Source organism: Paenibacillus sp. FSL P2-0322, assembly GCF_037975315.1.
In the GTDB taxonomy this organism is placed as follows: domain Bacteria; phylum Bacillota; class Bacilli; order Paenibacillales; family Paenibacillaceae; genus Paenibacillus; species Paenibacillus polymyxa_B.
In genome coordinates this window covers 5,915,136-5,928,934 of record NZ_CP150243.1, presented here as the reverse complement: position 1 = coordinate 5,928,934, position 13,799 = coordinate 5,915,136, and the positions used below count along the sequence as shown (strand labels likewise).

At 44.7% G+C, this 13,799-nt stretch carries 12 protein-coding genes; 6 read left to right on the top strand and 6 right to left on the bottom strand.

Annotation, left to right across the window (positions count from 1 at the left end):
* The first annotated feature begins 105 nt into the window (after positions 1-105).
* The 3 genes from rlmN to MKY24_RS26210 all read left to right on the top strand — a co-directional run bounded on the left by rlmN (position 106) and on the right by MKY24_RS26210 (position 2,957).
* Positions 106-1,203 carry a 23S rRNA (adenine(2503)-C(2))-methyltransferase RlmN gene (gene rlmN / locus MKY24_RS26220; RefSeq protein ID WP_339201164.1) on the top strand — a complete coding sequence of 366 codons (1,098 nt, stop codon included), beginning with the start codon at positions 106-108 and terminating at the stop codon, positions 1,201-1,203.
* 139 nt (positions 1,204-1,342) lie between these two features.
* Positions 1,343-2,044: a dihydroorotate dehydrogenase electron transfer subunit gene (locus MKY24_RS26215; protein ID WP_023991002.1), complete on the top strand. Its 702-nt coding sequence runs from the start codon at positions 1,343-1,345 to the stop codon at positions 2,042-2,044.
* Complete coding sequence (locus MKY24_RS26210; protein WP_023991001.1) at positions 2,025-2,957, top strand: dihydroorotate dehydrogenase; 933 nt, start codon at positions 2,025-2,027, stop codon at positions 2,955-2,957. Before MKY24_RS26215 ends, MKY24_RS26210 begins: the two co-directional genes overlap by 20 nt.
* 98 nt (positions 2,958-3,055) lie before the next feature.
* Here MKY24_RS26210 and MKY24_RS26205 read toward each other — a convergent pair whose 3' ends face one another.
* Positions 3,056-3,238, bottom strand: coding sequence for a hypothetical protein (locus MKY24_RS26205; RefSeq protein ID WP_013312637.1), 183 nt, complete (start codon positions 3,236-3,238; stop codon positions 3,056-3,058).
* A 290-nt stretch (positions 3,239-3,528) separates the two neighbouring features.
* Between MKY24_RS26205 and MKY24_RS26200 the strand changes: the two genes are divergently transcribed.
* Together MKY24_RS26200 and MKY24_RS26195 are read left to right on the top strand one after the other, a co-directional pair.
* A complete protein-coding gene (locus MKY24_RS26200; protein ID WP_339201163.1) occupies positions 3,529-5,115 on the top strand; it encodes an ATP-binding protein in 1,587 nt (528 codons plus the stop codon).
* Positions 5,112-5,849, top strand: a complete 738-nt coding sequence (locus MKY24_RS26195) for a response regulator (RefSeq protein ID WP_069081035.1) — start codon at positions 5,112-5,114, stop codon at positions 5,847-5,849. Before MKY24_RS26200 ends, MKY24_RS26195 begins: the two co-directional genes overlap by 4 nt.
* Before the next feature lie 50 nt (positions 5,850-5,899).
* Here the strand turns inward: MKY24_RS26195 and MKY24_RS26190 are convergent, their stop codons facing one another.
* Both MKY24_RS26190 and MKY24_RS26185 read right to left on the bottom strand, forming a co-directional pair.
* Entirely contained in the window at positions 5,900-6,919 is a 1,020-nt protein-coding gene (locus MKY24_RS26190; protein ID WP_339201162.1) for a 2-hydroxyacid dehydrogenase, read from the bottom strand.
* A 17-nt stretch (positions 6,920-6,936) separates the two neighbouring features.
* Positions 6,937-7,992 (bottom strand): AEC family transporter, encoded by a 1,056-nt coding sequence (locus tag MKY24_RS26185; RefSeq protein WP_025720201.1) that lies wholly within the window; start codon positions 7,990-7,992, stop codon positions 6,937-6,939.
* Positions 7,993-8,326: 334 nt separating this feature from the next.
* Here MKY24_RS26185 and mmuM point away from each other — a divergent pair, with 334 nt between their 5' ends.
* Positions 8,327-9,274, top strand: a complete 948-nt coding sequence (gene mmuM / locus MKY24_RS26180) for a homocysteine S-methyltransferase (protein WP_339201161.1) — start codon at positions 8,327-8,329, stop codon at positions 9,272-9,274.
* 148 nt (positions 9,275-9,422) lie between these two features.
* On the opposite strand, the gene MKY24_RS26175 is transcribed toward mmuM, so the two are convergent.
* The 3 genes from MKY24_RS26175 to rhaD all read right to left on the bottom strand — a co-directional run bounded on the left by MKY24_RS26175 (position 9,423) and on the right by rhaD (position 13,763).
* A complete protein-coding gene (locus tag MKY24_RS26175; RefSeq protein WP_179085441.1) occupies positions 9,423-11,693 on the bottom strand; it encodes a GDYXXLXY domain-containing protein in 2,271 nt (756 codons plus the stop codon).
* 138 nt (positions 11,694-11,831) lie between these two features.
* Positions 11,832-12,725: an AraC family transcriptional regulator gene (locus tag MKY24_RS26170; RefSeq protein WP_028540885.1), complete on the bottom strand. Its 894-nt coding sequence runs from the start codon at positions 12,723-12,725 to the stop codon at positions 11,832-11,834.
* Between the two features lie 192 nt (positions 12,726-12,917).
* Complete coding sequence (gene rhaD / locus MKY24_RS26165; RefSeq protein WP_023990992.1) at positions 12,918-13,763, bottom strand: rhamnulose-1-phosphate aldolase; 846 nt, start codon at positions 13,761-13,763, stop codon at positions 12,918-12,920.
* Positions 13,764-13,799: the final 36 nt, after the last annotated feature.

The window sequence follows — 13,799 nt, the reverse complement described above, 5'->3', positions numbered from 1 at the left end:
GATTACTTAAACATGCTATGATGCAATGATGGTTGAGACGAATGGTGCGTGCTTAGTTTCATATAGAGGAAGACGAATTTGAATGTTTTGAAAAGAGGATCGAACATGAAAAAAGAATCCATTTATGGATTAACGCTAGATCAATTGACAGCATGGCTCATCGAGCATGGACATAAGAAATCCCGGGCATTGCAGGTATGGGACGCATTGTACCGGAAGCGGGTTACTGATTTTGCAGCGATAGCAGAGGTTCATGAGGATTGTACTCGCCTGTTGGCCGAGCATTTTTCCATTGAAACACTTGAAGAACACGTGAAGCAACAGTCAGCAGACGGGACGGTCAAGTTCTTGTTCCGGCTTCAGGATGGTAATTTGATTGAGACAGTATTGATGCGGCATAAGTTTGGCTTATCTGTATGTGTGACTACGCAGGTAGGATGTAACATTGGGTGCAGCTTCTGTGCGAGCGGATTGTTGAAGAAGAGCCGTGACCTGTCCAGCGGTGAAATTGTAGAGCAAATTATGAAGGTCCAGCTGTATTTGGATCAGGAACGCCCGGGCGACCAGGTCAGTCATGTTGTTGTGATGGGAATTGGCGAACCGTTTGATAACTTCGTGAACCTGTCCGATTTCATTCGGGTCATTAAGGATCACAAAGGGCTAGCGATTGGGCCGCGGCATATTACCGTTTCCACAAGTGGACTGGCTGATAAAATCATTGAATTTGCAGATTCCGACCTGCATGTCAATCTGGCGATCTCCCTCCACGCTCCGAATAATGAGATTCGTACTCGCATTATGAAGATCAACCGGGCGATTCCGATTGAGAAACTTATGCAGGCGATTGATTATTATTTGGACAAAACAAATCGTCGGATTACGCTGGAGTACATCTTGCTGAAGGATGTTAATGACGGTAAGGAGCACGCGCTCGAACTGGCTGAGCTGGTGGGCCATCGCCGTAATCTGGCCAATGTAAACCTGATTCCGTACAATCCGGTGGATGAGCATAGCCAATACCAGCGGAGTGAGTCGGAGTCGATTACTGGCTTCTATGATGTTCTGAAAAAACAAGGCATTAGCTGTAGTGTTCGGCTGGAGCATGGAGTCGATATTGACGCAGCCTGCGGGCAGCTACGCAGCAAGCAAATCCGCAAGGATGCCAAGGGTAGCCGCAATGCGGAGCGCGAAGCCATTAGTTAAATACACAAGCGTACTCTCTAACAGGAGTACGCTTTTTTATATCACGAGCCGCAGGGCGAAACGTTACCCAAAAATGTGAAAATAGTCACGTAATAGTTGCTGCTTTTACGTTATAGTGAGTGGTTAGTGGAGGGGTTATATGGCTAACGTAATTTCGAATGTGGCGCTCGTTCCGGGCATTTATGTGATGAAAATAGAGGGAAAGTTTAAAGGGAACATGGGGCAGTTTTACATGCTGCGCAGCGGGACAGGTTACCCACTGCTGCCCAGACCCATCAGCATTTATGATATCGGGGAAGAGAGTATTTCCTTTTTGTACCGGGTTGTTGGAGAGGGGACAAATTTGTTTTCCCAATTACAGCCTGGTCAGGAGATTCATTTAGAAGGACCTTTCGGAAACGGTTTTCCGCAGGTAGAGGGTAGTTTGGCTTTGATCGGCGGTGGCATGGGTACAGCTCCGTTGCTGTTGGCTGCAAAGTATTACCCGCATGCGCACGTTTATTTGGGGTTTGCACAGCAAGCCTTCGGGGTTGAAGCGTTCGAAGCTGTGGCGGCATCTGTGCAGGTCAAGGTAGGGGGAAGCATCGTCGAACAGGTTGATCCGACGCTTTATGCAAATATGTTCTCCTGCGGGCCAACTCCGATGTTGCAAGCACTCGCCATGAAAACGGTGGATACGTCATCCCGTTTATATATTTCAACTGAAAGACACATGGCCTGTGGTATTGGCGCATGTTTGGGCTGTACGATGCGTACCCGTGGAGGCAATCGAAGGGTATGTAAAGAAGGGCCTGTATTCCCGGTGGAGGAGGTGGAGTTTGATGATCTCCATGGTGTGTAATATTGCGGGTGTACCATTCAAGAACCCGATCATCATGGCTTCCGGTACGTTTGGATTCGGACGTGAGTATGCGGAATTTTATTCTCCTGAATTATTGGGTGGTATCGTCGGCAAGGGACTGACCCTGCATCCGAAGGCTGGTAATACGGGATCACGAATACATGAGACAGCATCGGGCATGCTCAATAGTGTGGGGCTGGAGAATCCGGGTGTTGCCGCCTTTTTGAAGGATGAGCTGGATGACATGACACGCTGGAACACGGCTGTTATTGCCAACGTGGGCGGCTCCAATCTGGAGGAATACGTTCAGGCCGTAGCGATGATTACGGAAAACGCACAAAAGCGTCGCACGATGAACCGCAGAGGCGTTGATATGCTGGAATTGAACATTTCATGTCCCAATGTGAAGCAGGGTGGAATGCAATTTGGTATCCAGACGGAGGTAGCGCGGGAGGTTGTGCGTCAGGTGCGCAATGTGACGGCGCTTCCGTTGGTCGTCAAGCTGTCTCCAAACGCAGAGAACATCACACAGATGGCGGTTATGTGCGAGGAAGAAGGCGCAGACGGAGTTTCGCTGATCAATACATTTTCTGCAATGAAAATAGATATACGCCGGCGTCGCAGTGTCTTCGCCAACACGTATGCTGGTCTTTCCGGCCCGGCAATTAAACCGATTGCCTTGCGCATGGTTCACCAGGTGGCACAGGCGGTGTCGATTCCGGTGATCGGGATGGGCGGGATTAGCTCGGTGGAGGATATTATTGAATTCACCATGGCAGGGGCCGCTGCCATTCAGGTGGGAACGTACAATTTTGTTCATTTACATGCAGGGGCTGAGCTGGTACATGGCCTTGAACAATGGATGCAGCGGGAAAAGGTGCAGTCATTGGATGAGATACGGGGAATTTTGTGAATTTGGAACCTTTTTGCATACACTAATTCATATAGAACCGGCTTGTCTTTAAAAGACAAGTCGGTTTTATTTATTTTACTGAAATAGCCAAGCATCAACTAGTGGTTAATATCGCACTTGTTCAAGATGAACGAAATTTGATTTTCCAGCCGATGAATGGCTTCCTCGGACGCCTGGTCGTTTGCACCTTGTTCCTGAAGCGCAGCGAGTTCCTGCTTGAGCTGATGAAGGTCTTGTCCTGCATTAGCGCAGTTGTAATTGCTTTCGAGATTGTCAATCATCCGATATCCTCCATTTCATTAGGTATACGTCCTTATTATGGAGAATTGATCTTTCCTTATTCAGCATATCGTTTTATTTCAGATAAAGGATACGTTTGGTTGTCGGTGGAGCGCGCAGAGCTTGCAGAATAAGAAGGAAATTGTCAAACGATGTCGAATATCAAGGGAATATAGGGTCAGAGATAAGCTCTTCTTCCTAATGGGGAGCTTAACAAAGAAGCTAGGTGATGGGGTTGCAGTTAAAAAGTAAGTCGAAACCGAGACGACAATTCAAGGTTTCGCTACAATTCATGATTATTATTTTGGTTGTTTTAGTTATCATTATTTCTTTAATTATATCCGTGCTTCTCATTCGTAATTTCGTGATTAACAAGCATTTTGATAATACGAAGGAAAAACTTTCGGGTATTGCCAAGATGGTTGCTAGTGACAACGATGTTATTCGTAATGTTGAGCAGGGAGTTCCTGTGAAGCAGATCCAAGACTACTCGCTTGGAGTCATGCACAACGTTAATGTGGATTTCGTTGTCATTTTGAATCACGATTTAATTCGGCTATCTCATCCGGATGCAACGATGGTTGGCAAACCGTTCTCTGATTTGAATGATGCCAGAAGAGCACTATCCGGTCAGGGACATTTTTCTGAGAATATAGGTATTTTGGGCAAAGGTTACCGATATTTTACGCCGATATTTAATCAACAGCATGAGGTCATTGGCATTGTATGTGTAGGGCTGACCATGAGAACCCTAAATCATGATTTGATGCAGGCGCAGTATACCATTTTTGGGGGGCTGATGCTTGGGCTCTTTAGTGGAGTTCTGGGCGCGATCATTCTGGCTCAGAAAATCAAAACGATTTTATTTGGGCTTGAGCCGCAAGAGATAGCGACACGATTGCGCGAAAAAGAAATTATTGAAAATGAGGTCGCTGAAGGAATTATAGCCATTTCGGCTGACAAGAAAATTATGCTCATGAACAAAGAAGCTCAGTCCAAGTATCAACTGGCAAACCAAGAGATGAAAGCCCCGATTGGCGAGCAGCTAGATACCAACTTTTATAACGTGCTCTTCAAGAGAGTGTTTGATGATAAAAAGAAAATCAAGGATCGCTCATTTTATGTGAATGGTATAGAAGTCATTGCGACAGTAACCCCTATATATATTGAAAATGAGTTTTTTGGGGCAGTTGCAACGCTGCGCGACCAATCCGAGATGATCCATCTCAGCAACCAGTTAAGTGGTACAAAATATTATATTAACTCCCTTCGCGGACAGACCCATGAATTTATGAACAAAATGCACGTAATATCCGGCCTGATTGAAATGAGGAAATATGCGGAGGTCAGTCAATATATTCAGCAGCTAAATCACCGGTATCAAGATGAGGTAGGCTTTTTGACTGAGAGAATTAAAGTTCCGGCATTAGCAGGTTTTATTATGGGTAAAATCAACGAAGCACGCGAACAGAATATTTCGGTTCTTCTTGCAGAAAGCTCGGATGTCTCTAATGTGGAGATGCAGGATATCGTTCATGATGTCATACACATCCTGGGTAATTTTTTTGACAACGCCATAGATTCCATCTTACAAAAAAAAGAACCCGGCAAAATTGAGCTGAAATTGAATTATGAGTGTGAGGGAAATGTATTCATTTTGAAAGTGAAAGATAATGGTATGGGGATTGATTTTGAGATGCAAAAAAGGATATTCGAGCATGGCTTTTCAACCAAAGGAGAAGACAGAGGCTACGGCTTGAATCTGGTTAAAACCATGGTGGAAAATCATCAAGGAATCATTGAGCTTGATAGCCAACCGGGTCTCGGAACAAGTATATATGTAGAGTTGCCCTGTACATTGGAGGTGACAAATGAATGAAAGTTCTAATTGTTGAGGATGATCCGATGGTTGCTGAGCTCAATCAACAGTTTATCGAGCGCATGGACAATTTGGATGTTGTATGTAAGGCAGATACCGTCAAGAAAGCACAGGACTGCCTTCAAAAATGGTCACCGGATCTGGTATTACTGGACGTTTATTTACCTGGAAAAAGCGGATTAACTTTATTATCACATATGCAGGAGCATCAGTATCATGCTCCAGTTATTTTAATTACGGCTGCAAAAGATATTCAGACGGTGAAGGAAGCTGTTTTTTATGGTGTTGCAGACTATTTAATTAAGCCCTTTACATTCGAACGCTTTAGACTGGCTGTTGAGAAAATCCAGCGACTGGCCACGGTGATGGAGGAAGGGAACGGAATTAATCAAGCTGTTATTGACCATTATTTTAATAAAGAAGAGCATGCGGGTGTGGAAAAGAAAAAACCTGTTGAACATCCATCGCATAATCTACCGAAAAACCTATCTAAAAATTTGTCCAAACTGACCATGACCACGATACTGAAGAATATTCAAGAGCTGGACGGACCATTCTCGGTTGAAACGTTAGCCAGAGAAGTGGACTTGTCCCGTATCACGGTAAAAAAATATATTCAGTTCCTGGTGGACGATGGCTTTCTAGTTGAATCGATAGAATACCACAAGGTTGGCAGGCCGCTAATGCTCTATCAGTTGAATCCTGATATAAAAGAACCGCCATTTCCGATGTAATCTGGAAATAGCGGTTCTTTTTTGTTCAACAAGAGTACCGAGCTTCCTAATTATTTCATAGAGAGAACAGGAAGTGGGACTAGGTTATCCGAAGAATGAGTTGTAACGATATCATGGAAGTTGTCGTAGCTAGTTTCAATCATGTTGGATAACGCCGTAACGGTATTCGAGCCAGCATGAGGCGTTACCAAAACTCTTGGATACAGCTCCACAAGCTTCTGGATCGTTGGGTCCGGGAGCATTTGCCATGGTTCAAATGCTCTAAAGAATAATTCATCTTCTTTAGGGAAGACATCCGTAGCGAAGCCTTCCAGATGGTTACTGAGCAAAGCGTCCAAAATGGCTTGGTTATCTTGTAATTCTCCACGTGAGGTATTGATGAGAATAGATCCCTTTTTCATTTTTGCCAAAAAGCTGGCGTTAATCATTTTGTCGTTCTGTCCCGGCAGATAAGGAACGTGCACACTAACGACATCACTCTCTGCCAGTAATTCATCCAAGGTCGTGAATGGAATGACTTCCTTAGCTGCGTCCGATTGGTACACATCATAGCCGATAACAGAAGCACCTAATCCTTTAAATAATTTGGCTTCCGTCAGACCGATGCGGCCGACCCCAATAATCCCAACTTTACAATTGTGAATCTCTTTGCTGAATGTATGCTCGTCCACAATGAAATTTTTGAACGAGCTTTTGGTAGTCATATAAGCGGTGTGTCGGAACAGCATCATTGCTAAGGTTAAGGAGAGCTCGGCGATGGCATTCGGAGAGTAAGATGGCACGCGTGCCACCTTCATTCCGAATTCGCTGCAGGCATCCAAATCAATGTGGTTGATTCCAACTGTTCTGGTAAAAACATATCGAATGCCGTATTCATTGAATTTTGTGATATTTTCCCGATTGGCAGCACAGTTTCCTCTTAGCAAAACGGCATCGTGATGCTGTGCCAATTCTGCATTGCTAGTGGTTAACAACTCTTCTACCAGCGTTAGTTGGAAGTTATATTTATTGAGATCCTGGAAATAGGGTTTCTCATAAGAACGGACACCATAGCAAATGATTTTTAACATGTTGTTTTCCCCCTGATTTAGAAAATTCCAATTTTATCAATGACATTGAGCGTAATGATCCACACTGGAATCATGACGACAGAAGTGATAGTAGATAGAAGCGATGCATTAGAAGTTAATATGGCTTCCTTATCAAAACTGATGGCATAGGCTGCGGCTACGGTAGCTGTAGGAGTAGCCATCATGATGACAATAGTAGCTAAAGCGACAGAATCGACTGACAGAATATGGGATACAGTCAACAAAGCCAGCAAGACGATGTTAACAATAGGAACAAGCCAAACCTTAACTATGCTGTAATACCAAGAGGTCTTATCAGTAGCTGCCGACTTGAAGCTGATCTCCCCCAATGTCGAGCCAATCGATAACCAGGCTAATGGAGAAGCTAGTCCAGCTAGGTAGGTCATGGGCTTGAACAGCCAGACAGCGGTTTGATCAATTCTTAGAAAGGCGAACTGCTGAATGGCCCCATCCTCTGTAGCTACACTCATCTGTGGCAAATAACCTTGAAACAACCAAACAAACAAGCCTAGAAACGTGGCGATAACGATGGGATTCAAAAACATGGTTTTGAGATTTTTAAGCTCCATTTTCAAGCCGCTCATTTTGATATAGCCATAGGAGTATAAGAAAATGCGGTACCCTATGTTAAAAATGGAACTGTACATCACTCCGGTAGGACCGTAAATGGCTCCGACAATTGGAATTCCGAAAAAAGTAGTAGAACCGAAAATGGTTAACACCCGCAAAACATCCTGCTTATCCTTGTTGTAGCTCAGGAAGAACGGTTTAGAAATAAAGATGAGAATAATATAAATTAGAACTCCCCATATTAAAACATTCATGCCTTGTTTTAACATTGTAGGATTAATATCCTGCATGAAAGAATTAAAGGCTAGTGCTGGTAGAGCCACGGTTAGAACAACCTTGGATAACATCTTTCCTACTGCTGCGTTAAAAATCCCCTTCTTCCGGCAAAAGAAACCAAGAAGGATAATAAAAACGGTGGAAGCGATAGAACTGAGAATTTTGTTATCTGTTAAGGTCGCTGTAATCATTTCTAGTAAAGACATAGATAAAACCCTCTCTTGTACCTTTTTTCACATAAATGACGATGCAGAATGTGACGATGCAATTCCCTGATCTTTTGGCCAAAGTGTTGGTTTGCACTTTTATAGTAAAATGACTTTGTGAAAAAAAGAACAATATCTAATTAATTTAACTTATGAAACTAATTTAAAAAATTTATACGTTACATCAGATGGCAAATGAAACGAGAGGGGACGTCTTCACGGAATGATTATTTCTTGGCTTTGTGAGTGCTCATCAACTTCCGTGCTATAATGTAAATCATTAAACCCTACTTGATTAGTGGGTTAAATAGAAAAGACGAGCAGGAGGGGCCACATGAATCCGATACAACATATACTGGACGAATTTCAACTGATCGTGCTGGACGGCGCCATGGCGACTGAACTGGAGCGTCATGGACATGATCTGAACGATAGCTTATGGTCAGCTAAAATCCTCCATGAGCATCCGGAGTCGATCAAGCGTGTACATAGAGATTATTTTGAGGCTGGGGCAGACTGTGCGATTACTGCGAGCTATCAGGCTACCGTTGAAGGCTATGTTAAACGGGGCCTAAGCGAAAATGAGGCGCTGGAACTGATTCAATCATCGGTGCGGATTGCTGTGCAGGCACGCGATGAGTTTTGGGCTGACGTGACGGCTACTGCTAGTCAGCAACATCGTCCCAAGCCGCTAGTCGCGGCCTCTGTTGGCCCTTACGGGGCGTTTTTGGCAGATGGGTCAGAGTATCGCGGCGATTACAAGCTGAGCGAGGAACAGCTAGTGGAGTTCCACAGGCCGCGTATGAAAGCTCTGATTGAGGCGGGTGCAGATATTTTAGCTTGTGAAACGATACCCTGTCTGGTTGAAGCCAAGGCCATCGCCCGATTGCTGAAGGAATTCCCAGGCACGTATGCCTGGATCAGCTTTAGCGCAAAGGATGGGCAGCATATCAGCAATGGTGAGTCTGCCGCTGCATGTGCTGAGTGGCTGAATGGGCATGAGCAAGTGGCCGCTGTAGGAATCAATTGCACTTTGCCGAATTTCGTTCCATCGCTTATTCACGAAATACGCAGTCACACGGATAAGCCTGTGGTGGTATATCCCAATCTGGGGGAGGAATATGACCCGGTCAGCAAGACATGGCACGGCAGCACTTGTACAGAGACATTTGGACAAAGTGCCCGCCAATGGTATGAAGCGGGAGCTCGTCTGATTGGCGGCTGTTGCCGGACTCAGCCGCTGGATATTGAGGAAATAGCATCATGGACGAGAGATGTATAAACGAGGATAAGCGTAGCGTAGGGATAAAGGTTATCTATAAGAGGTAACTCGATGGCCCGAAAAAGAACAAGCAGGCTGAACCAAGTTGTGCTCCAGCAATGGAGCAGCTTGGTTCAGCCTGCTTTGTTAACTACCTGCGCCGATCCGGTCAGCTTTCTGCCAAACGTTCCAGCAGCGCGTCCCCATTGCGGCTCACCCGAATATGGGCAAAATGTGCGTTCTGTTCTACAGTACGTCCGGTTCCCTCAGGGATGAAATAATTCTCAATACCGTACAGAATACGAGAACCATACCATTGTCCATTTAGAACGACCTCATGACTGGTAAGTTTTTCACCATCTTGATATAGGCGATCCGCGACGTATACTCCTTGGCTATCTGGTGTGAGAACGACTTTGACTTTGCCTCGGCTCCATTCCTCCTCCTGAAGAGGGGTCTTGGAAGGCGGGGTAGATATGTCGTAATTCAGTGCCACATAATCGCCTTGCAGCAGGGAGCGCGGGTCTATAGGAGCCAGTTTGAGCTTAATGGAAGCCCCTGTGGCGAGCAGGGTTTCACTTCTCGCCGTCTGATAGCCGATGATCCCCAGCTGTAGCACGATGACAATAGCGATGAGTAACGGGCTTAAGCGCATGAAGCTAAAGCTGCGGTGGTCGGCATCAAATGCTGCTTTGCCGCTATGGGCCATTCGCCGATCCGCCCACCAGGTCAAGCCGAGTGCAATGACCCCCAGAAGCGCCAACGTAAAAGACTTATACAGTAGCGTCCACAATAAATCATAGTATTTGAAGCCGATAAAAATAAACCAGAATACAACGCTCATGAGGGTCTCCGATTTTTGTTTCAGACGGGCAAAGGCAAAGATCATCCCGGTAACGATAACAAAATAAAAAATGTTAATGAACATATAAGAGTGTGGAATGACATCCTCGAAAAACGTCGCCCAAAACAGGAACAACAAGCTGAAAAATAATGAGCTATTCCGCAGATGTTCTTTTAACTCCGTCTTGAATATAAAGTAACTTACCCCATATAACACGGCATTGACAATGAAAAGAGAGAAGATGATGAACTTATAGGTCCAGTTCCAACCATCCCACTCCTGATACTGCTGAAATAAAATGGTCGCCAGATTCAGGTTTACAAAGGTGTAGGCAAAAAACAACTGCCTTTTCCCCTTGGAGCGGAACCATCCAGCGATGGAAACGATCAGAAATAATACCGAAAGCAGCGACTGATCTGACCATAGAATGGCCGCCAAGCCTGTAATATAGCTGATGGTCAGCAGTGTATAACGTATTACCGAATCCAGCTTCGATTCCGGTATGACAATCATCAAAATCATAAGCAGCAACGACACAACCAACAGTACATATTCGGTGTGGTTTACATTCGTGCTAATCATAATCAATCCGATGAGAGATATACTACCGATCAGCACTCCAACCACTTTGATTACACGGGATACGGTTTTGCTGATCCATTCACTGCCATGTTCCTCGGGAACGGTCGTCTCAGTCTTTGATGTACTAATGTCCGTTATCCCTGCTTCCGGCGGTGTTTTTCCCAAACGATTCAAATAACGGAAAAACCACACGTTACCCGTCAGCAGCAGCGCCACAAAAATCAAACCAAACACAAAAAACAGAGATGAGGAGTACGCCTCTGCCAGCTCTATAAATTTAAAGACAGCAAACGCTGAGAGCGCCAATGCATTCAAGGTCAGTAGCGTTTTATTCAGTCGCACCTTGATAAATATATAAAATCCTAAAGCAATCACAGCGATATACGGTATATTCATGACCAGCCCATACCCATCAAATGCAAAAGAGTTGGTCATCGCTAACATGGCTATATGAAAAACAGTAAAGCTCATATATTGTAGTGGAGCAGAGCGTATACGATGAAGGAACGCCAATAGAAACAACACCAGATTGACCAGTGCGAACACTCCGGCAATCGACAATGATCGAAGTTCGCTATAAGGCACACTTTGCATCGTAGGGTAAAAATAAAGCCACAAACCAAGTTGAATCAGTACATAAGACAGCATATAAAAGGGATTGTAGCGAGTAATCCAGCTAAGTAGCAGAGCCGGCACCGACCAAATGAAAAACAATCCGTAGCTGTCCGCATGGGAATTGTAAATTTGACCGAGCAATGCCACGGAAACGCCAAAGGCTATACAGCCAGCCACCAAAAACATATTAGACAGAAAAGCTTGTTGGCCGGGAACAGCACGTATCCGTGCAAATACAAAAGACAAGCCATAGAACAGAACAATAAGAGCAGCAGCAAGTACAATCTTGGATGTCCGATCCAGTCCGCCCCAATTGGAGGCGAAAAAATAAATAATTGCGGCCAGTATCAGTGAGATGCCCAGCAGATAGCCCGTACGTATCGCATTGAATCGCAGCATGGATTTCACGTACCTTTCCTGTTGGTTTGAAGCCTATTATAGCGTTGAAAGGGTTCAGAACCAAGTGTAAGTTAGGATCAGGTCATAAAAAGAGAGCCACCGTATACGGCGGCTCTCTTTAACGTTACTGGATTCCGACTAAGCGTTGACGGTACGAATCTCTTGCCGGGACTGATGTCGGAAGCGATACTCACGCGGTGGAATCCCTGCCGTTTTCTTAAATGCCTTGGAAAAGGTGGACATATCGGTATAGCCGATGGACTGGGCTATGATCGACAAATTGTAAGTTGTCTGCTCCAGTAATCTTTTGGCTTCGTTAATCTTGAGGTTTTGCAAATACTTGGCGGGAGAGATGAGGAAGGTGGAATGGAACTTACGTGAAAAATGCGCACGATCCACACCTACATGCTCGGCAATTTGCTCAATCGTAACACGGTCACAATAATGCATTTCAATGTAATCTTTCCCCTGCTGGAGCCAATAATCAGAGCATACAAAGTTGCGCAGCACGTCAGATGTGTTGCGGGACAATTCCTCGAAGATCTGGTGCAGTGTAATCAAGCGGGCCAGATCGCTGCCTTGTCTGCTGTTGTCGTGTACGATGGAAAACAGGTTGGAGATAAGTCCGAGGATTTCCTCGCTCACTGCGTTAGCCATAAATGGCGTAGAGGGATTAATTCCGATCCGCTCCAGCAATGCGAGGGACTTGGGTCCCTCAAAGGCAATCCATACCTTTTGCAACGGGTGCTCCTGATCGGTGTAATATTCATGGGCAAGATGCGGAAAAAAACAGAATAAATCAGACTTTTGGACACGGTAATTCTGCTGCTTATAAATAAACTCAGCCTGACCTTCAAGTACAAAAATCAAATAAAAATAAGGAACAGCCTTGGGACCGACATGGCAGCTTGTTTTCGAAATATCCATACCCAGTCTGACTGGCCAAATGGCGCTGGATTTTTCCAGTTCGGTAGCTGTGAAATAATGGTCTTCCACGATGTCGAAGTGATCTTCATTTTTTGCTCTTTTCATAACTTGTCACCTCTCCTTTGGTGGAGATAAGGGAATTTTGATTTTATTGTATATAAAGGGAAGCGTAATTACAAGTTAATTCATTGGAATTAAGGGTTATATAATTAAAACTAGGTATGCCAAAGGCTCCATGGTCGATTTGAGACGAGCCATGGAGCCTTTTAAGTTGTGAGTTATGAGGTTGGCCTATGTTTATACGTTCAGTATTCCTTCTTTTGGAGTAACGTTAAAGGCTTTCGCCAGATCGGCCAATTCCTGATCCGTAATTCGTTGCTGAATATCATGGTGAGCAATGAGCATATAAATTTGCGCCGCTTTTTCAATCGTTTCAATCAGGCCAAACGCTTCATCAATGGAGCTGCCCGTTCCGAAAATGCCATGATGAGGCCATAATACAGCGTGATGATCCTTCATTTTTTTAGCCGTTTCGCGGCCGATTTCGCTGGAACCTGGTACCATCCAAGGGATTACACCAATACCGTCTGGAAAGACGACAATACATTCGGTACACATTTCCCACAGCGTTTTGGTGAATTGGTTTTCGTCCAGACTATGAATGAAGGTCATGGCAATAACATGGGTGGCATGATTATGAATCACAACACGATGGTTAGGATCGACCTTCAAGCGCTCAATGTGGCCCATAAAATGGGAAGGTAACTCACTGGTAGGCACTGCGCCATGTTTGAGGCCCCACAAGACTTCCAATTGCTCACCATCCTGGGAGACACGAAGGACTCCTAAGTTAGCTTCTGGATCTGCAATTACGTTTTTAAAATATTTTCCTGATCCGGTGACGATAAAATATTTACCAGCCAGTTCATTCACCGGGAAGGCAGGTTTGATCGTCCGAATGACCTGATGAATATCTATATATTTTGCAACCTCAGCTTCATCCAGAATATAGCTTACATTACCTCCATTGCGTTCATCCCAGCCGAATTTCCACATGTTTTGTGTAATTTCCGCCATCTCGCGAACAAATGGGATATCCAGTCCCGATTTGCGTTCTTTTTGATTCTCCAGCACAGTAGTCATGGATAATCTCTCCCTTTGTATGATATGAATATAAGC